The sequence below is a fragment of the Enterococcus sp. DIV2379 genome (assembly GCF_050542965.1).
GTDB classification, from domain to species: domain Bacteria; phylum Bacillota; class Bacilli; order Lactobacillales; family Enterococcaceae; genus Enterococcus_D; species Enterococcus_D entomosocium.
This window is the reverse complement of the sequence record NZ_CP172938.1, coordinates 3531179-3553437: the sequence shown is the minus strand read 5'-3', so window position 1 is coordinate 3553437 and position 22259 is coordinate 3531179. Positions and strand designations below refer to the sequence as shown.

The 22259-nt window shown below is 46.8% G+C and carries 20 protein-coding genes; 18 read left to right on the top strand and 2 right to left on the bottom strand.

All coding sequences use genetic code 11. The features are described from left to right. Nucleotides 1-21: 21 nt before the first annotated feature. Nucleotides 22-810, bottom strand: a complete 789-nt coding sequence (locus tag IGI92_RS16295) for a hypothetical protein (RefSeq protein ID WP_005232973.1) — start codon at nucleotides 808-810, stop codon at nucleotides 22-24. A 231-nt stretch (nucleotides 811-1041) separates the two neighbouring features. Here IGI92_RS16295 and IGI92_RS16290 point away from each other — a divergent pair, with 231 nt between their 5' ends. From IGI92_RS16290 to gor, 18 genes are all read left to right on the top strand, one after another. Next, the gene (locus IGI92_RS16290; protein ID WP_005232974.1) at nucleotides 1042-1758 is read left to right on the top strand and encodes a class A sortase; all 717 of its coding nucleotides are present in this window, start codon (nucleotides 1042-1044) and stop codon (nucleotides 1756-1758) included. A 75-nt stretch (nucleotides 1759-1833) separates the two neighbouring features. Beyond that, on the top strand, nucleotides 1834-3498 hold the full coding sequence (locus tag IGI92_RS16285) for a patatin-like phospholipase family protein (protein WP_275626464.1): 1665 nt from the start codon (nucleotides 1834-1836) through the stop codon (nucleotides 3496-3498). Further along, entirely contained in the window at nucleotides 3491-3706 is a 216-nt protein-coding gene (locus IGI92_RS16280; protein WP_005230288.1) for a YdbC family protein, read from the top strand. The genes IGI92_RS16285 and IGI92_RS16280 overlap by 8 nt, the downstream gene beginning before the upstream one ends. 27 nt (nucleotides 3707-3733) lie before the next feature. Then, nucleotides 3734-4618 carry a YicC/YloC family endoribonuclease gene (locus IGI92_RS16275; protein WP_008381708.1) on the top strand — a complete coding sequence of 295 codons (885 nt, stop codon included), beginning with the start codon at nucleotides 3734-3736 and terminating at the stop codon, nucleotides 4616-4618. A 13-nt stretch (nucleotides 4619-4631) separates the two neighbouring features. Further along, nucleotides 4632-4913 carry a hypothetical protein gene (locus tag IGI92_RS16270; RefSeq protein WP_005230307.1) on the top strand — a complete coding sequence of 94 codons (282 nt, stop codon included), beginning with the start codon at nucleotides 4632-4634 and terminating at the stop codon, nucleotides 4911-4913. A 124-nt stretch (nucleotides 4914-5037) separates the two neighbouring features. Beyond that, nucleotides 5038-5652: a guanylate kinase gene (gene gmk / locus IGI92_RS16265; protein WP_005230308.1), complete on the top strand. Its 615-nt coding sequence runs from the start codon at nucleotides 5038-5040 to the stop codon at nucleotides 5650-5652. Nucleotides 5653-5657: 5 nt separating this feature from the next. Next, the gene (gene rpoZ, locus IGI92_RS16260) at nucleotides 5658-5963 is read left to right on the top strand and encodes a DNA-directed RNA polymerase subunit omega (RefSeq protein ID WP_005232977.1); all 306 of its coding nucleotides are present in this window, start codon (nucleotides 5658-5660) and stop codon (nucleotides 5961-5963) included. Nucleotides 5964-6091: 128 nt separating this feature from the next. After that, the gene (gene priA, locus IGI92_RS16255; protein WP_430607508.1) at nucleotides 6092-8494 is read left to right on the top strand and encodes a primosomal protein N'; all 2403 of its coding nucleotides are present in this window, start codon (nucleotides 6092-6094) and stop codon (nucleotides 8492-8494) included. A 10-nt stretch (nucleotides 8495-8504) separates the two neighbouring features. After that, nucleotides 8505-8996, top strand: coding sequence for a peptide deformylase (gene def / locus IGI92_RS16250; RefSeq protein WP_005230314.1), 492 nt, complete (start codon nucleotides 8505-8507; stop codon nucleotides 8994-8996). Beyond that, nucleotides 8989-9942 (top strand): methionyl-tRNA formyltransferase, encoded by a 954-nt coding sequence (gene fmt / locus IGI92_RS16245; RefSeq protein ID WP_008381712.1) that lies wholly within the window; start codon nucleotides 8989-8991, stop codon nucleotides 9940-9942. Before def ends, fmt begins: the two co-directional genes overlap by 8 nt. Beyond that, nucleotides 9932-11290, top strand: a complete 1359-nt coding sequence (gene rsmB / locus IGI92_RS16240) for a 16S rRNA (cytosine(967)-C(5))-methyltransferase RsmB (protein WP_430607506.1) — start codon at nucleotides 9932-9934, stop codon at nucleotides 11288-11290. The genes fmt and rsmB overlap by 11 nt, the downstream gene beginning before the upstream one ends. A gap of 14 nt (nucleotides 11291-11304) precedes the next feature. Next, the gene (locus IGI92_RS16235) at nucleotides 11305-12045 is read left to right on the top strand and encodes a Stp1/IreP family PP2C-type Ser/Thr phosphatase (RefSeq protein ID WP_005230317.1); all 741 of its coding nucleotides are present in this window, start codon (nucleotides 11305-11307) and stop codon (nucleotides 12043-12045) included. Further along, complete coding sequence (gene pknB, locus IGI92_RS16230) at nucleotides 12042-14045, top strand: Stk1 family PASTA domain-containing Ser/Thr kinase (RefSeq protein ID WP_005232981.1); 2004 nt, start codon at nucleotides 12042-12044, stop codon at nucleotides 14043-14045. Before IGI92_RS16235 ends, pknB begins: the two co-directional genes overlap by 4 nt. Before the next feature lie 223 nt (nucleotides 14046-14268). Beyond that, nucleotides 14269-14736: a CtsR family transcriptional regulator gene (locus IGI92_RS16225; protein ID WP_005230319.1), complete on the top strand. Its 468-nt coding sequence runs from the start codon at nucleotides 14269-14271 to the stop codon at nucleotides 14734-14736. Between the two features lie 5 nt (nucleotides 14737-14741). Then, entirely contained in the window at nucleotides 14742-17222 is a 2481-nt protein-coding gene (locus IGI92_RS16220; RefSeq protein ID WP_008381720.1) for an ATP-dependent Clp protease ATP-binding subunit, read from the top strand. A gap of 269 nt (nucleotides 17223-17491) precedes the next feature. Next, nucleotides 17492-18412 (top strand): peptidase U32 family protein, encoded by a 921-nt coding sequence (locus IGI92_RS16215; protein ID WP_429968893.1) that lies wholly within the window; start codon nucleotides 17492-17494, stop codon nucleotides 18410-18412. A gap of 13 nt (nucleotides 18413-18425) precedes the next feature. Next, complete coding sequence (locus IGI92_RS16210; protein WP_430607503.1) at nucleotides 18426-19667, top strand: peptidase U32 family protein; 1242 nt, start codon at nucleotides 18426-18428, stop codon at nucleotides 19665-19667. A 93-nt stretch (nucleotides 19668-19760) separates the two neighbouring features. Next, nucleotides 19761-21107: a glutathione-disulfide reductase gene (gene gor, locus IGI92_RS16205; protein ID WP_313263676.1), complete on the top strand. Its 1347-nt coding sequence runs from the start codon at nucleotides 19761-19763 to the stop codon at nucleotides 21105-21107. Between the two features lie 164 nt (nucleotides 21108-21271). On the opposite strand, the gene IGI92_RS16200 is transcribed toward gor, so the two are convergent. Next, nucleotides 21272-22258 carry a polyprenyl synthetase family protein gene (locus IGI92_RS16200; protein WP_081119194.1) on the bottom strand — a complete coding sequence of 329 codons (987 nt, stop codon included), beginning with the start codon at nucleotides 22256-22258 and terminating at the stop codon, nucleotides 21272-21274. Nucleotide 22259: the final 1 nt, after the last annotated feature.

Genomic DNA, 22259 nt, shown 5'->3' with positions numbered 1-22259 from the left:
GCTCTTTGAAAAAGAGAAGCATCAAGACATTTTTTTGTCGAAAAAGCCAAAAGCCAAATCTTCTTGATCAATTTCCAACGACCAGTTTTTTTTGCTGGCTGAGTAGCGCAAAACTGCAATTTGATCTAACTCTTTTTGATTGACCAATGTGCTTTTCAAGCCAGCATCTTCTGACAGATAGATCGGAATCGTATAAGTTTTATCGATCAGTTGTTCTTGTGTCAGACAGAAGACGATGCCTTCTTGCATGATTCCCCGCAACTCTTTCAGCAAATTAAAATCGAGTTTTTCCACCGGTGTTGCTTTTTTAAAAAAGGAGAGGCGATCATTGATTTTTTCTAAGACGATGCGGGTGATCCGATCCGCCAAGATTCGGTAATATTCATCTAAGTAGCGATAATAAACGCGGGAACGTGCATCTTTTAAGTCAAAGAAAACAAAGTTATTTTGCAGTTTGTAAAAGAAAGGGGAGTGGAGGTGTGTCTTCATGTGGCCAAAATATAACAATTCGGAGATCTCTAAAGGCGTCAATTCTTTGACCATCTCGTAATCATTAAAATCGATCCACTTCATTTCTTCGGCAATGCGACCTTTGTTGATTTGCTGAAAAAACAGTTGGACATCTTCCATTCCGCGTATCACTTTTAAGCCCGTATGACCGTCGAATTCGCCGAAATCACTGGAAGGATCAAGCAAGAGCAAATTCTTGGGCTGATGGACGATGCTCTTGTTAAAATCTTGGGGGGCAAGCCCGCGGGTCAAGACGGCATTGCTGGTTGTATCAATATGTACGTAAATCGTGTTAGACATGCCGATCGATCCCTCCTATATACTAAGTTCATTCTACAACAAAGCGCTGAAAATTGCTTGTATCTTTTCGTTTAAAGTTATATTACAAAATAACAGAAAAAACAATTTTTAAGTTCCCTTTTTCGACAAAAAAAGGCAAATCTTGTCTTTTCGTAAAAAAACTGGCCAAAATTGGCGTCTTTATGAGGATTTTGGTATGATAAAAGAAGAAACTAATGGAGACGAGAACCTATGAGAAAAAAGAAAAGCAGACTTTCGAATTGGCTGAGCAATCTCTTTTTGCTTGTGCTGTTATTGATTGGTTTAGCATTGATTTTTAATAATCAAATCAAAAATTATTTTATTAAACAAACAGGTGAAGCATACGCAGTCGGCACCATTGATCGTAGTGAGGTCGAAAAAAATATGGAAGCGGAAGCGACCTTTGATTTTGATGCCGTGGAGCCGGCAAGTTCAGAAGCAGTCTTACGGGCGCAGCTGAGCAACAAAGCTTTGCCAGTGATCGGCGGCGTGGCGGTTCCCAGTGTTGGGATCAATCTGCCGATTTTTAAAGGCTTGGCCAACGAGGCCTTGCTGTATGGTGCTGGTACGTTAAGTCCCACCCAAAAAATGGGGGAAGGCAATTACGCGTTAGCTAGCCATCGCGCTCAATCGCCAGAGCTCCTGTTTACACCATTGGATGATGTCGCGATCGGGGCGGCTATCTATGTGACCGATCTGGAAAATATTTACACGTATACTGCGACTTCTTCTGTGCGGGTCGACCCGACCGATGTTTATTTGCTTGACGAAGTAGAAGGCCGCAAAATGATCACGCTGATCACCTGTGGGGAAATGGGCGGTGTCACCCGTCGTGTGATCCAAGGTGATCTGGAATCTGTAACGCCTGTCGACGAAGCAACGGATGAGATGTTGGCAGCATTCAACATGGCACAACGAACATTTTAATCAAAAGAATAGCTCGAGTGGTACGGCAGCTGGCGTGTCATTCGTCTATTCTTTTTTGCATAAGGAGGCGTCTTGATGAAAGTGAAAAAACTGACTTCGATCGATTTTCTTGCACAAAGGGCAGGATTTCAAGAAAGCCGACTCGTCTTTTCCTTTTTTGAGTCGCATTCAAAAGCGCGACGAGCCTTTCTAGCCGATATAGCGCAGCAGGGCTGGCAGATCGACAGCCGTTACGGACGTCTTTACCTTGCTGGGCAGTTTGATTTTGACCAAAAGACACTGACTATCACCAATCTGCTGGTGGAAGCGGCCGCCGAGTTTACTTGGAAACAACTGCTGGCCGTGACAGAAAACTTCGCCCGCAGTCGCTTTGTAGCAGCCGTCTTGTGGCAGCTTCCTCATCGGACCCCCTTGGCGGAGTGGTTTATCCAGCAAGGGTATCAAGTGGTCCCTCAAGGGTATCAAAAAGCGCTAGCTTATCAGACGGCGCTGGTTTTAGGCGGTGGCGGTGCTCACGGGGCGTATCAAATCGGTGTTTGGCAAGCGCTGCAAGAACGGGGCATCACCTTTGAATGGATCACGGGAACTTCCGTCGGTGCCTTGAATGGTGCCTTGATTTTAATGAACGATGTGGAAGCGGCCGTCGATTTATGGGCAAATATCTCCAGCGAGCAAGTATTGCACTATCCGCTTGCTTCGGTACGAGCCCAAACACTGCGGGATTTGATGAATCAAGCCAACTCGCTGGTCCGTGAAGCGGTTAAAAGCAACGGCGCCAGTACCGAACCCTTGGCAAAGCTTTTGCAAAAGACCTTTGATCAAGAAAAATTCAGCCAAACTGCTTGTCATTTGCTAATCTGTACGACTCGTCTGCCAGATTTCAAGGAGACGGTTTATGCCTTTGATCCATCAGCAGTAGAAGAAAACCTGCATTGGTTATTGGCATCCGCCTCATTTTATCCAGCGATGCAGGCGCAAAAAATTAATGACGCCTATTACATCGATGGCGGCTATCGCAACAACCTGCCCATCGATGTCGCTCTACAGCAGGGGGCAACGGAATGTATCACCGTGGATGTCCAAGGACCCGGCATCAATAAAAGGACGGTTTTGACGGAAGAAACTGCGCAACTTTCGTTAGGGTCTCCTTGGTCCTTAGGCAGCTTTTTGGTTTTTGATGCCCAGCGTTCGCTGGATAATATGACCTTGGGCTATTTGGAAACCTTGAAAGTGTTCGGCAAATACCAAGGCCATTGGTATACCTTTGAAAAGACGGTTGATTTTCAGCCGTTATGGCGGGGCTTTTTGAAAGAGCTACGCCAGACAGACCCGTTGCTTTATCAGGAACTAAAGAAAAAAGAATTTTGGAAAAAAATGCGTAAATTCTATCAACAGGATGTGCCATTTGAGCAGTGGGGGCGTATACTGATAGAGTGTACCGCGAAAGTATTGTATCTAGCGCCTACGGTGATTTATGAGCAGGAAACGATTCTAACGGCTTTAGCTGAAAAAATTGCGCTAAAGGCAGTGGAAGAAGCCGATGCCTGGTCGATCACCGAGTGGCTGAGCTATTATCGCGACCGTTTTTTTGTCTTGTCCGAGCAAAACCGCTTTTTCTTTTTTTATCGGACGCAGCAATTGAATCTGCCCGCCCTTCAGCAGATTCGTCGGCGTTACCCGCTGACTGCTTTAATGGCAGCGTATAGTCACTATCTTTTGAAAGGAGCAGAAAATGGATAAATTTTCGTATGAAATCGTTGAAGAGATCGCCGTGCTTTCGGAAAATCAAAGAGGCTGGCGCAAAGAATTGAATTTGGTGAGCTGGAATGGGCGTCCGCCAAAATTTGATCTGAGAGATTGGGGTCCAGAGCACGAGAAGATGGGCAAAGGCGTGACCTTATCCAATGAAGAATTTGCAGAACTTAAAAAAGCCCTGCTTTCCATGTAAGAAAGCAAAACGGTGAGGAGTGATCAAATGAAAAGTATGACTGGTTTTGGCAAAGGCAGTGCAGAAACGCCAGATGTGCAGATCGAAATTGAGATCAAAAGTGTCAATCAGCGCTTTTTGGACCTGCAGCTGCGAATGCCCAAACAATTGAATCCTCTAGAAGGTGCTTTACGGCAGTCGATCAAGCAGACCCTCCAGCGGGGGCGAATCGAATTGTATGTGACGTTAAAAGAAAAAACCGCAAATACGAAACAGATCGAGATCCAATGGGACCTGCTGGAACGTTTCATGCAGGAGATCGATACCGAAGCCAACGCCCGTTTTGACCTGACAGAGCTGCCAAAAGCAGCATTGCTGGAACAATTCCTGCTCCATGAGGCTTTTCTAACGATCTCTGATCAAGAGCCAGAAGAAAGCACCTTAGCCGATGGCGTGATGGAAGCATTAGACCAAGCGTTGGCAGCGATCGACCAAAGCCGCTGGGTGGAAGGGCAAGGCATTCTGCAGATCTTACAAGAAAATCAGCGACAGCTGCAGGAAAAACTAACAGAACTCAAACAATTCGTGACCCTCTATGAAGCGGACTACCAAGAACGCTTTGAAAAGAAACTGACTGCCTATCTAGGGGAAGAAGTCGAGCGCGATCGTTTACTGACAGAGTTGGCGATTTTATTGGAACGCGGCGATATCCACGAAGAACTGGATCGTTTAAGTATCCATTTAACGACGATGACGGAGCTGCTGGCAGCTGAGACGCCGATAGGTCGAGAGCTGGATTTCTTGATCCAAGAGATGAACCGAGAAGTCAATACGATTGGCTCAAAATCAAGTCCGATCCAAATCAAAAACAGTGTCGTCCAAATGAAGACGATCATTGAGAAAATCAGAGAACAAGTTCAAAACATCGAGTAGGAGGAATGAACCAATGAAATATTACGATATCACCTTTCACGAACTGAGCGGGAAAAATGTCATCAAGCGCAGTATTCCCTCTGATAAAGAGAATTTCTCTGCGTGGGAAGATGCCTGCGTAGCCATCGAGCCGGATTTTCTTCATCTACTAGTTGATGGCGTAGCTGTTTCTTTAAATCGTCGGTACATCGTGCGTATCGATTGCCAAGAAGTGACGGATCCGACCGAAAAAGCAATCACTGCCAAAGACGAATTAGCAGGGGTCATCAATACCTTAAGCAACATGGGCTTTTAAGAAAGCAGCCGAAGTGTAGACTAGCAATTTCATGAAATTCCCATTATAATAAAGTAGTTCTTGAAAGTTGCTGAAAAAAAGTGCAAAATAGACGTTAAGCAAATGTCAGTGAAAGGACGTCATTATGTCAGAGCGAGGATTACTTATAGTTTTATCAGGACCTTCCGGAGTAGGGAAAGGGACCGTGCGCAAAGCAATTTTTGAGAGTGACGACAACGATTTTCAATATTCCGTTTCAATGACCACTCGTCAAAAACGCGAGGGGGAAGTGGAAGGGGTCGATTACTATTTCCGCACGCGGGAAGAATTTGAAGCCTTGATCGAAGCCGGTGAAATGCTGGAATACGCCGAATATGTCGGCAATTATTATGGCACCCCATTATCTTATGTCCAACAAACACTGGATCAAGGAAAAGATGTATTTTTAGAGATCGAAGTGCAAGGGGCAAAACAAGTAAAAGACAAAGTTCCCGATGGTGTGTTTATTTTTCTGACGCCACCTGATCTGGCAGAATTACGCTCTCGTATTACAGGAAGAGGAACCGACTCTGCCGAAGTGATCGATGAACGGATGCGTGTCGCCCGTGAAGAAATCGAAATGATGGCTTTATATGATTATGCCGTTGTCAATGATGAAGTACCTAAGGCAGTCCAACGAATTCGCGAAATTATTTCGAGTGAACATTTTCGCGTTGACCGAGTGATCGGAACCTATATCAAAATGTTAGAGGAGCTGTAAGAAATATGATGTTAAAACCTTCAATCGATTCTTTGTTGGATCGTGTCAACTCAAAATATTCATTAGTGATCTTAGCAAGCAAACGGGCGCATGAACTTGATGCCGGTGCGCAAGCAACATTAGAAAACTTTGATTCAGTGAAAAGCGTGGGTCAAGCGCTTGAAGAAATCGAAGCGGAATTAGTCGTTAATGATCCGCATCCGGAAATCAAACGGGCCCGTTTGAAAATGGAACAAGAAGAGCGCAAAGCGCAAAAAGACCAAGAACAAAAAGAATTAGAAGCGCGTATCCGCGACGAACAAAAGCTATAGACAAAAGCAAGCTAGAGCACGCCTGTGTTCTGGCTTTTTCTTTTGAATGGCGATGGTTAAATTTTTGTAAGGGGTACAGACAAACCCCAGCCCATTTAGTAAAATAGAACCTAAAAGGAGGAGAAGAGATGGCGTACATAGCAGAAGTGATCGTGGATGTTCCCACGATGCAGACCGATCAGCCTTTTACTTATCTGATCCCATCAGAATTACAAGCCGCCATTGAGACAGGAATGCGGGTCGAAGTGCCATTTGGCAAAGGTGACCGTCATATCCAAGGGTTCGTCGTCGGGCTTTCAGAAGTTGCCGAACCGCAACAGACCTTAAAACCAATCGTTCGTTTGTTGGATTTGTCGCCTGTCGTCAATGAAGAACTTCTCCAATTAGCCGACTACATGAAGGAAACGACCTTTGCCTTTAAGATTACTTGTTTGCAGACGATGCTGCCTAGTGTGATGAAAGCCGAGTACCAAAAGCAGATCGTTTTGCTGGAAGGAAATCATCCCATCAAAAAATATTTTCCCGAAGACGGCATCCTCAGCTGGCAAGACGCCGAAAGTGCAGGGCTGCTGCCGCAGTTGAAGCCTTTGCGGGAAGCCGCAGTAGTTGAACTGCAGTACCTCGTGAAAAATAAAAACAAAGCGAAAATGACCCGTTATATTGAACGCAAGATCGAGCCAGCAGAAATCCCCGCCGTTCAGCAACAGCTGCGCAAAGGGGCCAAACGCAAGCTGGAAATCTTACAGATTTTGACAGAGGAAGCCCGCTTGCCGGTTTCCTTTTTTACCGAACAAGGGATTTCCACCGCGGCTTTGAACCAAGCGCAAGAAGCTGGCTGGCTGACCTTTACGGAAGTTGAAGACTACCGTGATCCTTACAAAGACCGTCAATTTCAAAAAACGGTCCCCCTTGAATTAAATGAAGAACAGGCAGCTGCAGTAGCGCAAATCACTGCTTGTGCGGATAACCAAGAGGCGCAGACTTTTTTACTGGAAGGGATCACCGGCAGTGGAAAAACAGAAGTCTATCTACAAGCGATCGCCCAATTGCTGAAACAAGGCAAATCTGCGATCATGCTCGTACCGGAGATCGCTTTGACCCCGCAAATGGTCGAACGCTTTAAAAGCCGTCTCGGCGACGCAGTGGCTGTTTTACACAGCGGCTTGTCCCAAGGTGAAAAATACGATGAATGGCGTAAGATCGAACGTGGGGAGGCGCAGGTGGTGGTTGGCGCCCGCTCGGCGATTTTTGCTCCGTTGAAAAACATCGGGGTCATCATCGTCGATGAGGAGCACGAAGCCTCCTATAAGCAAGATGAAGCCCCTCGTTACCATGCGAGAGATTTAGCGATTTGGCGCAGCCAGTACCATCACTGTCCAGTGGTGTTAGGCAGTGCGACGCCGTCATTAGAATCTCGTGCTCGGGCCCAAAAAGAAGTCTACCGCTTATTGAAATTGAATCAGCGGGCAAAAACCAGTGCGCAATTACCGCAGATCGAAGTCGTGGATATGCGTACCGAATTTGCCAATAAAAAGTATCAAACTTTTTCTCGTCCGTTACAGGAAAAAATCACAGACCGCTTGGCCCGCAAAGAACAGATCGTCTTGCTGCTGAATCGGCGCGGCTACTCTTCCTTCGTGATGTGCCGCGATTGTGGGTATGTTTTGCCTTGCCCAAATTGCGACATCTCCTTGACGCTCCATATGGATACCAAAACGATGCGCTGTCATTATTGCGGACATGAAGAACACATCCCCCATCGTTGCCCCAACTGTAATGCAGACAAGATTCGTTATTACGGAACGGGCACGCAAAAAGTGGAAGAAGAGTTGAAGGAACTGTTTCCCGAAGCGCGGGTTTTACGGATGGATGTCGATACCACCCGCAAAAAAGGCGCCCACGAAAAAATCTTGACCTTGTTTGGGGAGAAAAAAGCGGATATTTTGTTGGGGACCCAAATGATCGCCAAAGGCTTGGATTTTCCTGATATCACGCTGGTAGGGGTCTTGAATGCCGATACCGCCTTGAACTTGCCAGATTTTCGTTCGAGTGAACGGACGTTCCAGCTGCTGACTCAGGTCAGTGGTCGGGCAGGTCGGGCGGAAAAAACCGGCGAAGTGGTGATCCAAACATTCAACCCTGAGCACTATGCCATCCAGTTGGCGCAGTCGCAAGACTACGAAGATTTCTATCAAAAAGAGATGTGGATGCGGCACCAAAGCGGTTATCCACCGTATTATTTCACCGTCAAAATCACCTGCAGCCATCCCGAAGAGCAAGTCGCCGCTCAGAAGATGTTTGCGATCGCGCGGGATCTGCAGCAGGAGCTGTCACCGCGAAGTATTTTGTTGGGTCCGGCACCAAGTGCGATTTTGCGGGTGAAAAACCGTTATTACTACCAATTGATCATTAAATACAAAAATGAACCGCAGCTACCTGCTTTGTTGACCCGTCTGTTGGATCAAAGTCAAATCGATCAGCGCAAAGGATTGTACGTATCGATTGACCAAGAGCCGTTGAATTTTATTTAGAGGAGAAAATATGCGTTATCCTATTATTATCACCCCCGATGAACGTCTTCGTCGGCAAGCAAAACCCGTCAAAGTAATTACCGATGAACTCGTTCAGCTACTAGACGACCTTTATGAAACGATGGTCGCCCATGACGGGATCGGTATTGCCGCACCGCAAGTCGGCAAAAACCTGCAAGTGGCGATCGTGGAAGTCGAAGAAGACGATCGCTTTGAAATGATCAACCCTGAGATCATCGCTTCTTCTGGTGAATCCCTTGATGTGGAAGGCTGCTTGAGTATTCCCCACACCTTTGGGACCGTCAAACGAGCAGACGAGATCACTGTCCGCTATTTCGATCGAGAAGGAGAAGAAATGGAAGTGGAAGCATTCGGTTACTTGGCGCGTGCGATGCAGCATGAGATCGATCATTTAAATGGCGTGCTGTTTGTCGACAAGCTCGTCGAACGCATTCCTGAAGAAGACTTAGAAAAGTATATGGAGGAACATGAAAATGACTAAAATCGTCTTTATGGGTACCCCGGCGTTTTCCGTCCCAATTTTAGAAGGCTTGCTTGAAGCCGGCTATGAAGTGGCAGCAGTCGTGACACAGCCGGATCGTCCCGTCGGTCGCAAAAAAACCATCACTCCGACACCCGTCAAAGAAGCGGCGTTGAAGCATGGCTTGTTGGTTTTACAACCAGAAAAAATCAGTGGGTCACCAGAAATGGAGCAGATTCAAGCTTTAGCACCTGATCTGCTGATCACGGCAGCTTTCGGCCAATTTTTACCTAGTGCTTTACTAGAAGTACCGAAGTATGGCGCTATCAACGTTCATGCGTCCCTACTACCGAAATATCGGGGCGGAGCACCTGTGCATTATGCCATCATGGAAGGCGAGCAAGAAACGGGTGTAACCATCATGGAAATGATCAAAAAAATGGATGCTGGCGGTATTTTTGCTCAAGCTCATTTGCCCATCACGGCACAAGATGATGTGGGGACGATGTTTGATAAGTTGAGCCTGCTGGGCAAAGACTTGTTGCTGGAAACCCTGCCGAAAATCTTGTCAGGAGAGTTGCAGCCGGTTCCGCAAGAAGAAGCGAAAGTAACCTTCTCGCCGAATATCAGCCGTGAACAAGAAGCCATCGACTGGCAGAAAACGGCGGTGCAAATCGATGCCCAAGTCCGAGGCATGCGGCCATGGCCGATCGCCTTTACGACACAAAACGGCAACCGCTGGAAGCTTTGGCAAGTAACACCGCTGGAGCAAACGACGACAGCCCAGCCAGGAACGATCATTGAACGGACGAAAAAAACGTTGCTGATCGCTTGTGGTGAAGGCACGGTATTGGCTATCGATGAATTGCAGCCAGCTGGAAAAGGCCGACAAGACATTGCCGCATTCTTAAACGGCAGTGGACAACAGATTCAAAAAGGGGATCAGGTAGGTACCTATGAAGCGTAATCTTGGAGACATACAATATACAGTGCGTTTTGTGGCACTAGAAGCGTTGTTGCGAATCGAAAAAGGCGGTGCTTATTCCAATCTACTGCTGCGGGAATTGATGAATCAAGGGCGTTTAAATGACAAGGACGGTCGCTTACTGACTGAATTGGTGTACGGCACCATCAGTCGTCAGCTTTTATTGGATTATTATTTGGACCGGTTTATTAAAAATGCCCGCAAAGTCGACCCGTGGGTCAAAACGCTGCTGCGGCTTTCCTTGTATCAGATGCTGTATCTCGATAAAGTACCCGCCCATGCCATCATTCATGAAGCCGTGGATATTGCGAAAGCCAAAGGCAATCCGGGGACTGGTAAATTCGTCAATGGCGTGCTGCGCACGATCCAACGACAAGGAGTGCCAGACTTGGCATTGATTAAAGACCCAATGGAACGTTTAGCAACGGAAATCAGCCTGCCCTTATGGCTAACGAAGAAACTAGTCAAACAAATTGGGATCGAAGAAACCAGTGAGCTAGGCTATGCCCTATTTGAACCCAATCATGCCAGTGGTCGTATCGATCTGCAGCGCATCTCGCAAGCAGCAGCGATCGAACGGCTACAAGAAGAAAGCATTGACGCACGACCAAGTGAGCTTTCCCCTTATGGGGTTGTGGCTGATAAAGGCTTTATGGCGGGCTCTTCCCTCTACAAAGAAGGCTTACTGACGATCCAAGATGAAAGTTCGATGCTGGTTGCCCCCGTTTTACAAGTAGCCCGGAACCATCAAGTATTGGATGCGTGCGCCGCCCCAGGAGGCAAAACGACCCATATCGCTGCCTTCTTGTTTGCCGCAGAGGGCGGCAAAGTGACAGCACTGGATATCCATGCCCATAAAGTTAAGCTGATTCAGCAAAATGCCCAACGTTTAGGCGTAGAAGCAGTTGTGGAAACCCGCGTGATGGATGCCCGAGAGACGGCTCAAACCTTTGCCCCCGAACAATTTGATCGCATCTTAGTGGATGCCCCTTGTTCTGGATTAGGGTTGATGCGCCGTAAGCCGGACATCAAATACAGCAAGACGGAGGCCGATTTCCAACGCTTGCCGCAGATTCAGCGAGAGATTTTGGAAAGTGCCGCCCCAACCTTGAAAAAATCGGGTATAATGGTCTACAGCACATGTACGATTCTAGAGGAAGAAAATCAACAAGTCGTGGCAGCGTTTCTCGCTGACCATCCTGAATTTGAGCAAATGCCTCTTGCGGTAGGACCGCTGGCAGCCGAAGCTGTTCAAGAGGATATGTTGACGATCTATCCGCAAGATTTTATGACAGATGGCTTTTTTATCAGTTGTCTACGCAAAAAGTAACGAGGTGAAAGAAATTGGAGATTCGTTTTCAAACAGATGTCGGCAAACGTCGCAACACAAACCAAGATTTTGCAGCAACCTATGTAAATAAAGCCAATGTGACATTGGCCTTGCTTGCCGATGGCATGGGGGGCCACCGGGCCGGAGATGTCGCTAGCCGTCAAGCAGTCAGTGAGATTGGCACCGCTTGGGAACAGACAGAGCTGACAGACAGTGAAAAAACTGCCCAATGGTTGATCCAAAAAATCCAAGCAGAAAGCCAAGTGATTTTCCAAAAAGGACAAGAACAAGAAGAACTTAGCGGCATGGGCACCACGATCATTGCTGTGGCCTTATTAGGCGACCAGTTTACGATTGCCAATGTCGGGGACAGCCGTGCCTATCTTTTACGCAATCAAGTGCTGACCCAAATCACAGAGGACCATTCACTGGTCAATGAATTGGTGAAGTCAGGACAAATCACAGCAGAAATGGCCTTGAATCATCCTCGCAAAAACGTTTTGACCCGCTCGATCGGCATGCCAAGCGAAGTCGAAGTCGATGTGGCGATCCACTTTATTGCAGACGGGGATTATTTGCTGCTGTGTTCAGACGGATTGACCAACATGGTCTCAGATGAAGAGATCACAGCAACGATCCAAGAAACCCCTGTGCTGGAAGAAGCAGTGCAATCATTGATCGATCAAGCCAACGAACGCGGCGGTGTCGACAATATCACGGTATTATTGATTAAAGTTGGAGGAGAGCGCCCATGATCGAAATTGGGAAGAAGATAAACGGCCGATACAAAATCATCGGCAATATCGGCAGCGGCGGAATGGCAAATGTGTTTTTGGCGCATGACTTGATCTTAGACCGTGAAGTGGCAATCAAAGTGCTTCGTTTTGACTTCCAAAACGACCAAAGTGCGATTCGGCGCTTTCAACGAGAAGCATTGGCGGCGACTGAGCTGGTTCATCCCAACATCGTAACCGTTTATGATGTCGGCGAAGAAGACGGCATGCAGTTTTTGGTGATGGAATATGTCAAAGGGATGGATCTCAAGCGCTATATCCAAACGCACTATCCCGTACCTTATTTGCAGATCGTTGATATCATCCAACAAATCTTATCAGCGGTAGCGCTGGCCCATCAACACCGCATCATTCACCGGGACCTCAAGCCCCAGAATGTGCTGATCAATGAAGACGGCGTGGTGAAAATCACCGATTTTGGGATCGCGATCGCCCTATCAGAAACATCGATCACCCAAACCAACTCGATGCTAGGCTCGGTGCATTATCTTTCACCAGAACAAGCACGAGGCAGTATGGCGACCAATCAATCAGATATTTATGCGATTGGGATCATTCTCTATGAAATTTTAACCGGCAAAGTACCTTTTGATGGCGAATCAGCCGTAACGATCGCCTTGAAACATTTCCAAGATGAGATCCCTTCGATTCGGATCTATGACAAAAATGTTCCGCAATCGCTGGAAAACGTCGTATTGAAGGCGACCGCCAAAGAACCGGCGGATCGGTACAAAACTGCCGATGAAATGCGAGCGGATCTTGATACTGTATTGTCACCTGATCGACTCAATGAACCGAGATGGGAACCTCATGCCCTGATGGATGAAACGAGAGTGCTGACCCCTGTAGAAGCAGCCCAAGTTGAAACGCCGCCAGTGGAAGAACCCGTGGCAGAAACGGCTGCGGATCAAGCCGAAGAATCAGCGAAACCGAAAAAGAAAAAACGCAAACGCTGGCTGCTGCTGCCGGTCATTATGGTGATCGCACTGCTAGGCATAGGCAGTTACTTCCTATTCGGCGGTGGTCGGGGGGATGTAGCGATTCCTGAAGTCAACGGCCAGACAGAAGCGGCCGCCCGGGCCGAACTGGAAGCCGCTGGCTTACAAGTGGCAGACGAGGTAGAAGAAATCGAAGACGATGAAGTCGAAGCAGGCAATGTCGTCAAGACCGATCCGCCAGAAGGCAATGAAGTCAAAAAGAATTCCGTCGTGACCCTCTACATCAGTAGCGGAACGAAGAAAATCACCCTTGATGACTATGAAGGCCGCTCCTTTGATGATGTCAAAAAAGAGTTGATCGATTTGGGCTTTGATGAAGACAGAATCAAAGAAGAGCTAGAGTCGTCAGATGATGTCGATGAAGGGGATATTATCAGTCAATCACCAGCAGCAGGGCGGGAAGTTTCCCCAGCAGAAGACGAAATCACCTTTAAGGTCAGCTCCGGACCAGATAGCTTCGCAATGGACAACTATTATGGCATGACAGAGGCAGATGCACGAGCAGCATTGACTTCTCGCGGTGTCGACCGATCACAGATCGAAGTGAACTATCAATCCAGCAGTCAACCATCAGGCACGATCATCGCCCAAGCACCCGCAACAGGTGAAACGGTGGTGACTTCTCAAACGACCATCACTTTGACGGTCAGCAGTGGGCAGGAAATGGTCAATGTACCAAGAATCGTTGGGAAAAGCCAAGCCGATGCAGAAGCAGACTTGAATGAAGCGGGATTGGACTCAACTTTTGAGGAAGAGGACGGCTATAATGACTCGGTACCAGCTGGACATGTTGTCCGTGTCTCTCCAGGTGCTGGAACCTCCGTCGAAGTTGGCTCTACTGTAACGGTCACGATCTCTAGAGGACCTGAACCAGATGATTCGTCCTCATCGACGCCAAGCAGTAGTTCAGATGATTCCTCTGATTCAAGCGCTACGAGTGAAAGTAGCTCAGAAAGTGATTAGAAACTAGCTAAAACCAAATACTTTAACCAAGCAGCCTTCGGGGACCAAAGAATTCTCTTTTTGTTCCCCGTCCAGCTGCTTGTTTTTGTTTCTAAACCTTATAGTGAGGCACAGGTGTCTTTAAAATTTCCTTTAGTCCTGCCATTTGTGCAAGCGTACATCTTTCCAAGGATTCAAAAATTGGGTATAATGAAGGTCAGAATTAGTCAAGGGAGGGAATGAATTGAGTCATCACAATACTTCCGATTTGATTGAAGCATATTTGAAGAAAATTCTTGAAGATAGTGAAACCATTGAGATTCGTCGCGCGGAAATGGCAAATTTGTTCAACTGCGTGCCCTCACAAATAAACTACGTGATCAATACCCGCTTCACCGTTCAAAGAGGCTATGCGGTTGAAAGCAAACGCGGCGGGGGCGGCTATATTCGGATCGAAAAAGTCAAAATCACGGACAGCCACCACTACTTAAAAGAAATGAATCAACTATTCGATGAAACCATCTCGGAAAAAGATGCGTATGCAATAATCCAGAAACTTTATGAGGAAGGAATCCTGTCCAAGCGAGAAGGCAACTTATTATTGACCGTCATCGCGAAAGCAGTTCTAGGACGTTCTCCTTATGAAAATAGAACACGAGCTGATTTGCTCCATGCAATTCTAGAACGATTAAGTTACGAAGACAGGAAGTGAAAGAGATGGATGAATTATTCACCCAACGCGCGAAAGCCGTTTTGGCTATCGCCCAAGAAGAAGCAAAATACTTTAAGCACCAAGCAGTAGGTTCTGAACATATTCTATTGGCATTGGTCATTGAACAAAACGGGATTGCCGGCAAAACCTTGCGGGAAATGAATATCACAGAAAATGATATTCGTGAAGAAATCGAACATTTAACAGGGTATGGCACTGTCCGTCAATACCCAGAAAACGCCTATCTCGCGTATTCACCACGAGCAAAACATACATTTGCTTATGCAGGGGATGAAGCCAAACGCTTAGGGGCACCACAAATCGGTACTGAACATCTATTATTAGGCTTATTAAGAGATGAAGACATTTTGGCTTCTCGAATCATGCTGAATCTCGGCTTGAGTCTCGCGAAAATGCGTCAGCTTTTGAAGAAAAAAATGGGCTTCAATGAAAGCAAAACCAACGGAAGTGCTGGTCGTCGTCGTCCAGCCCAAGCCAAAGCGCAGCAAGGAACACCGACCTTGGATTCCTTAGCCCGTGATTTGACCAAATTAGCCCGTGAAAAACGGTTGGATCCTGTTGTCGGTCGTGCCAAAGAAGTCAAACGCCTGATCCAGATCCTTAGCCGTCGGACCAAAAACAACCCTGTTCTCGTGGGGGAACCTGGTGTTGGGAAAACCGCGATCGCCGAAGGCTTAGCCCAAAAAATCATCAATGGGGAAGTCCCAGAAGACATGCAAAACAAACGCTTGATGATGCTGGACATGGGGGCTTTAGTTGCCGGAACGAAATATCGTGGGGAATTTGAAGACCGAATGAAAAAAATCATTGATGAGATCTATCAAGATGGTCAAATCATCTTATTCATTGATGAATTGCATACACTGATTGGGGCCGGCGGAGCAGAAGGGGCGATTGATGCCTCGAATATTCTGAAACCAGCCTTAGCCCGTGGGGAATTGCAAACCATCGGTGCCACGACACTAGATGAGTACCAAAAATACATTGAAAAAGATTCTGCATTAGAACGCCGTTTTGCCCGGGTGCAAGTTGACGAACCGACACCAGAAGAAGCGGAAGAAATTTTACGGGGCTTGCGTCCTCGTTATGAAGAACATCATGGGGTGGAAATTTCTGATGATGCGTTACACGCCGCTGTGCAACTGTCCGTGCGTTACATCAATTCGCGCCAATTACCAGATAAAGCCATCGATTTGATGGATGAATCAGCTGCCAAAGTGCGTTTAGACAAAACCGATGAAAGTTCAGAATTGGCAGATCTGCAAAACGAGATCGCCAACTTGATCGAAGAAAAAGAAGCCGCTATTCGTCAGCAAGATTTTGAAGCAGCAGCTCGTTTACGGATCAAGGAAAAGAAATTGACCCAACAGCTGACGGAAGTAGCGTTTATGGAAGTCAAAGAAGCATCAGGCTATGCCGATAGTGTTACTGCAGAAGATGTTGCTACGGTCGTTTCCCAATGGACCGGCGTACCTTTGCAGCAGATGGAGAAAAAAGAAAGCGAACGCTTGTTGGATCTTGAAAAGATTTTGCATCAACGGGTAGTTGGCCAAGAAGAAGCAGTCAAGGCAGTCGCTCGTTCGATCCGCCGCGCCCGCAGTGGGTTGAAAGATCCGAACCGTCCAATTGGTTCCTTCATGTTCTTAGGCCCGACCGGTGTCGGGAAAACCGAGCTTGCCAAAGCCTTAGCAGAAGCGATGTTTGGTAGTGAAGATGCCTTGGTTCGTGTCGATATGTCCGAATTCATGGAAAAATACAGCACGAGCCGTTTGATCGGTTCACCGCCAGGCTATGTCGGCTACGATGAAGGTGGGCAATTGACGGAAAAAATCCGTTCAAAACCATACTCCGTCATCTTATTGGACGAGGTGGAAAAAGCCCATCCCGATGTCTTCAATATCCTCTTGCAAGTGCTGGATGATGGCCATTTGACGGATGCCAAAGGTCGGAAGGTCGATTTCCGCAACACGATTTTGATCATGACCTCTAATATCGGTGCCCAACAAATCCGCGAAGAAAAAAGCGTTGGTTTCAATGTCACTGATTTAACGAAAGATCACCAAGCGATGCAAAAACGGATATTAGAAGAGCTAAAAAAAGCCTTCCGTCCAGAGTTCTTGAACCGTGTGGATGAAACAGTAGTCTTCCAATCCTTAGGTGAAGGGGAGATCCACGAAATCGTGAAGATCATGAGCAAAGCGATCATCAAACGATTAGGCAATCAAGACATCCAATTGAAGATCACGCCATCTGCCATCGATGTGATCGGTAAAGCTGGTTTTGATCCAGAATATGGGGCACGGCCGATTCGTCGAGCCTTGCAAAAAGAAGTCGAAGACCGTTTAAGTGAAGCACTCCTATCAGGGCAAATTCATTTAGGTGACAAAGTGACGATCGGTGCTTCCAAAGGATCGATCACCCTCAATGTCAAAGAGGGACAAGCACGGGTCTTGCAACAAGTTTAAGTCGAGCCAATAACGGTAGTGGCGTTTCTATGGTCGAGCAATCGGCATCCATAGGAACGCCGCTTTTTTGTCTTGCTATGTCTAGTAGTGATCAAGAAGTCTCCACTGATTATGATTGATGATTCACAAAAAAATATCCTTCTAAATAGCTTTATGACAACGGTTGATTAATGAGCAAAGCGCTATTCGTGAAAAAAAGAGTAACGAGACCTCTTGGAAAGAATCCTGCTGTGTGATACTATGAATGAGTTGAAAAAAGGAGGAGTATTATGGTTGAGATTATCGCCACGGTGGAATCGATCGAGCAAGCACAGCAGCTGATCCCTTATGTTGATACATTGTTTTTTGGAGAAGAGACATTTGGGCTGCGCCTACCGGCCTCTTTTTCTCGTGAAGAGCAAATCAGACTGATCGACATGGCCCACGAAGCTGGAAAGAAAGTGACGATCGCGGTCAATGGCATCATGCACCCAGAAAAAATGAAGCTGATTCCAGAATACCTAGCATTTCTGAAGACCAATCAAGCCGATCAAATCGCTCTCGGAGATCCTGGGATCATTTACCGCATGAAGCAAAATCCAGAATGTGCCTTGCCATTTATCTATGCAGGGGAAACCTTAGTAACAAGCGCTCGTCAAATCAATTTTTGGGGACAAAAAGGGGCAAGGGCAGCCGTTTTAGCGCGAGAAGTTCCTTTCGAGGAAATGAAAATCATGGCCCCGCAACTAAATATTCCTGTGGAAGTATTGGTTTATGGTGCGACCTGCATTCACCAATCGAAGCGTCCGCTTTTACAAAATTATTATAACTATACCCAACAATCGGAAGAAAAGAACCATGACCGGGGGTTGTTTTTATCCGAACCGAAAAAAGAAGAAACCCACTATTCCATTTATGAAGATAGCCACGGTACGCACATTTTTGCCAATAACGACATTAATTTGCTGCTGCAGCTGGCGGAATTAGCCGAAACAGGCTTTCAAACCTGGAAGTTGGACGGAATCTATACACGAGGGGCAGCCTTTGTGGCAATTGCTAAACTGTTTGCCCAAGCCAAGATCCTTGTAGAAAGTGGGGAGTGGCAAGCAGAGCAAGCTGCTGTGCTCAGTGAACATGTTGCCCAACTTCATCCGGCAGAACGTGGGTTAGACACTGGATTTTATGCCATCGATCCTGACGATATCAAGTAAGGAGCAAGAACAAATGACCGTTAAACAAGCATTGAAACGACCAGAAGTGTTAGCACCAGCTGGTACGTTAGAAAAATTAAAAACAGCGATCCACTATGGCGCTGACGCTGTCTATATCGGCGGCAATGCCTATGGCCTACGGAGTCGCGCGGGAAACTTTACCTATGAAGAAATGGCGGAAGGGGTAGCTTTTGCCAAAGCTCACAACGCAAAAGTCTATGTAGCAGCCAACATGGTGACTCATGAGGGCAATCAAGAAGGTGCAGGGGAGTTCTTTCGGGAATTGCGAGATGTCGGTATTTCGGCCGTGATTGTTTCTGATCCAGCTTTGATCCAGATCTGCGCAACAGAAGCGCCGGGTCTACCGATCCATTTGTCCACCCAAGCCAGTGCCACGAACTATGAAACGTTGGAATTTTGGCGAGAAGAAGGCCTAGAACGGGTCGTCCTCGCTCGGGAAGTGTCGATGGAGGAAGTCGCTGAGATCCGCAAAAATACCAGCGTGGAGATCGAAGCCTTTATTCATGGCGCCATGTGTATTTCGTATTCTGGCCGTTGTACTTTGTCCAATCATATGTCGATGCGAGACGCTAATCGCGGCGGCTGTTCGCAATCTTGCCGTTGGAAATATGATCTGTTTGACATGCCGTTTGCAACGGAACGAAACAGTTTGACCAAGAATGGGACAGTGGAAGAAGAATTCTCCATGAGTGCCGTGGATATGTCGATGATCGAACATATCCCTAATCTGATTGAAAACGGCGTGGATAGTTTCAAAATCGAAGGCCGCATGAAATCGATCCACTATGTTTCAACCGTGACGAACGTTTATAAAGCAGCCGTGGACAGTTACATGGCCGATCCAGAGAACTATGTCTGCAAACAAGAATGGATCGATGAACTGTGGAAAGTTGCGCAGCGCGAGCTTGCGTCAGGCTTTTACTATGATACCCCGAGTGAAAATGAGCAGTTGTTTGGTCCACGTCGGAAAATTCCACAATACAAGTTTATTGGGGAAGTCATGGCATATGATCCGGCAACGAAAACAGCTACGATCCGGCAACGGAACCACTTTTCCGTCGGCGATGAAATCGAATTTTACGGTCCCGGATTCCATCACTTTCACCAAACCGTCGAAGTCATGTATAATGAAGACGGTGAATCCATCGATCGTGCACCAAATCCTATGATGCTGCTGACGATGCCGGTCAAAGAACCGGTGGAAGTCGGAGACATGATTCGGAAGAAAAAATAAGGTCGAGAGTCTCTCTCGGCTTTTTTTGTTGAATCAATCCAGCCAAAAAGGATCGATGAGAACATAGACAATCTTAAGGAGGAAACAACAAATATGGAAACATACGACTACATAGTAATTGGCGGCGGCAGCGGCGGGATCGCCTCAGCCAATCGAGCAGGAATGCACGGTGCCAAAGTATTATTGATCGAAGGCAATGAATTAGGCGGCACCTGTGTCAATGTCGGCTGTGTGCCGAAAAAAGTCATGTGGCAAGCCAGTGAGATGTTAGAAATGATCAAGCGGGACGCAACTAGCTACGGTATTTATCCACATGTGGATAAATTTAATTTCACTGAGCTTGTGGATAACCGTGAAAAATACATTGATTTTTTACACACAGCCTATCAAAAAGGCTTAGATAGCAATAATGTAGAAGTTATCCACGGTTATGCACAGTTTGTGGATAACCACACGGTTACCGTCAATGGGGAAAACTACCATGCAGCAAATATTTTGATTGCCACCGGTGGAAAACCCAGCGCGATGAATATTCCCGGTGGTGAGTACGCCATTGACTCGAATGGTTTTTTTGCGTTGCGAGAAGCACCAAAGCGTATGGTCGTCTTAGGGGCAGGCTACATCGCAGCCGAAATCAGCGGTGTCAGCCAACAGCTGGGCAGCCAAGTGGCTTGGGCGTACCGCAAAGAGCGGCCATTACGAACCTTTGACAAAATGCTTGCGGATAATCTTGTGGAGATGTACCAAGAATCAGGGATCGAAACTTATGCAGGCTACGTTGCCTCTCGTATCATTAAAGAAGGTGACGAGTATATCGTTCACTTTGAAAATGGTGAAACCTTGACCGGCGATTGCGTCCTTTTTGCTGGTGGTCGCGTGCCGAATACGGATAAGTTAGGCCTAGAAAACACCGATGTCCAATTGGATGAAAAAGGGTTTATCATTGTGGACAAATATCAAAATACCACAGCTGACTCGATTTTTGCGGTGGGCGATGTCATTGGAAAATTGGATTTGACCCCCGTTGCGATTGCCGCTGGTCGTCGCTTGTCTGAACGCTTGTTCAACGGTCAAAGCGATGCGTACTTGGATTATAATTTAGTACCGACGGTCATCTTTACGCATCCACCGATTGCCACGATTGGTTTATCCGAAGAAGCAGCCTTGGAAAAATACGGCCAAGAGCAGATAAAGGTGTATCGTTCGCGCTTTACACCGATGTACTTTGCTTTAAATGAGTATCGCCAAAAGTGTGAGATGAAATTGGTGTGCTTAGGAGAAGAAGAAAAAATCATCGGTCTGCACGGCATCGGGATCGGTGTCGATGAAATGCTGCAAGGCTTCGCTGTAGCCATCAAAATGGGTGCTACAAAAGCAGACTTTGATCAAACCGTTGCCATTCATCCGACGGGGTCAGAAGAATTTGTGACGATGCGTTAAAAGAAAAAAAAGCCTCAACGGACAGATGAGTTGTCCGTTGAGGCTTTTTTTGCGTATAAAATTCTAGCTATCAACTAAAAAGTCCCCAAAAGTAGATCAGAAATCGAACCTTGGGGGCTTATTTCAGGATGATCCCAGCTGCTGGGTTTATCCTAGATCCTTGATCAGTTCTGACGCCCAAGGATCTGAGCAGTGATCTGATAAAGATATGTTTTGGTTTCATCTTTGGTCTCAGGCAATTTCTGGATCGCTTGCAAAGCTTTTTTCGTGTAGTCGGCAGCGAGTTTCTTGGCTTCGTCAATACCGGCGCTTTCTTGGACGATCCGATAGACTTCATGGGTATCCGCCTCAGTCATGGCAGCTTGTTTTTCCAGCAGTGGCAACAGTTGTTGGCGGTCATTTTTCAATGCCATCAACAGCGGCAAAGAATAGACGCCTTGCCGAACATCTTCCAATACTGGTTTTCCTAAGGCAGTCGCATCTTGACTGTAATCCAAGACGTCATCCATGATTTGAAAGGCAAGGCCAATGGCTTCGCCGATCTCACGGGCTTGATTGGCAAAGCGCAAGGAGGTGCCGCTTTCGTAAGCCCCGATAAAGCAGCTTAAGGCAAACAATTCAGCGGTTTTGCCGCGAATGTTTTCTAAGTAATCCTCGACGGTGACGGACAAATCGTATCGTTTGCTCATTTGCCCTAATTCGCCGGCGAGGATTTTTTCCATACTACGGGAATTCATTTGCAAGCTTTTCATGGAGCTAGCATAATCCGCCATCAATTTGAAGCAGCAGACAAAGAGGTAATCACCAGCATAGACAGCGACATCGTTGCCAAATTCGGAACGAATGGTCGGCAGCTTGCGTCGGGTGTCCGCATGATCGACGATATCGTCGTGGATCAGCGAAGCAGTGTGGAGCATCTCGATCGAAGCCGCCAATGCGACGGCTTTTTCGCGATCTTTGTCGCTGCCATAAGCAGAAAAGAGCAGCTGATAAGCAGGACGCAGCAGTTTTCCACCTGAATGGATCATGGACAGGATCGCTTGTTCGACCTCTTTGTTTTTTAGTTTTAATGATTTTTCCATCAATTGCAAGGAGGCAGATAAGTCAGCTTGCAGTGCTGGATACTCTTGCCACATGGAATGAAGTTTCATA

Excerpts from the sequence above, each read along its gene's own strand:
- fmt (WP_008381712.1), top strand. The coding sequence starts at position 8,989 with ATGACTAAAATCGTCTTTATGGGTACCCCGGCGTTTTCCGTCCCAATT.
- priA (WP_430607508.1), top strand. The coding sequence starts at position 6,092 with ATGGCGTACATAGCAGAAGTGATCGTGGATGTTCCCACGATGCAGACC.
- IGI92_RS16210 (WP_430607503.1), top strand. The coding sequence starts at position 18,426 with ATGACCGTTAAACAAGCATTGAAACGACCAGAAGTGTTAGCACCAGCT.
- gmk (WP_005230308.1), top strand. The coding sequence starts at position 5,038 with ATGTCAGAGCGAGGATTACTTATAGTTTTATCAGGACCTTCCGGAGTA.
- gor (WP_313263676.1), top strand. The coding sequence starts at position 19,761 with ATGGAAACATACGACTACATAGTAATTGGCGGCGGCAGCGGCGGGATC.
- IGI92_RS16295 (WP_005232973.1), bottom strand. The coding sequence starts at position 810 with ATGTCTAACACGATTTACGTACATATTGATACAACCAGCAATGCCGTC.
- rsmB (WP_430607506.1), top strand. The coding sequence starts at position 9,932 with ATGAAGCGTAATCTTGGAGACATACAATATACAGTGCGTTTTGTGGCA.
- IGI92_RS16275 (WP_008381708.1), top strand. The coding sequence starts at position 3,734 with ATGAAAAGTATGACTGGTTTTGGCAAAGGCAGTGCAGAAACGCCAGAT.
- IGI92_RS16280 (WP_005230288.1), top strand. The coding sequence starts at position 3,491 with ATGGATAAATTTTCGTATGAAATCGTTGAAGAGATCGCCGTGCTTTCG.
- IGI92_RS16270 (WP_005230307.1), top strand. The coding sequence starts at position 4,632 with ATGAAATATTACGATATCACCTTTCACGAACTGAGCGGGAAAAATGTC.
- rpoZ (WP_005232977.1), top strand. The coding sequence starts at position 5,658 with ATGATGTTAAAACCTTCAATCGATTCTTTGTTGGATCGTGTCAACTCA.
- IGI92_RS16200 (WP_081119194.1), bottom strand. The coding sequence starts at position 22,258 with ATGAAACTTCATTCCATGTGGCAAGAGTATCCAGCACTGCAAGCTGAC.
- IGI92_RS16220 (WP_008381720.1), top strand. The coding sequence starts at position 14,742 with ATGGATGAATTATTCACCCAACGCGCGAAAGCCGTTTTGGCTATCGCC.
- pknB (WP_005232981.1), top strand. The coding sequence starts at position 12,042 with ATGATCGAAATTGGGAAGAAGATAAACGGCCGATACAAAATCATCGGC.
- IGI92_RS16215 (WP_429968893.1), top strand. The coding sequence starts at position 17,492 with ATGGTTGAGATTATCGCCACGGTGGAATCGATCGAGCAAGCACAGCAG.
- IGI92_RS16290 (WP_005232974.1), top strand. The coding sequence starts at position 1,042 with ATGAGAAAAAAGAAAAGCAGACTTTCGAATTGGCTGAGCAATCTCTTT.
- IGI92_RS16285 (WP_275626464.1), top strand. The coding sequence starts at position 1,834 with ATGAAAGTGAAAAAACTGACTTCGATCGATTTTCTTGCACAAAGGGCA.
- def (WP_005230314.1), top strand. The coding sequence starts at position 8,505 with ATGCGTTATCCTATTATTATCACCCCCGATGAACGTCTTCGTCGGCAA.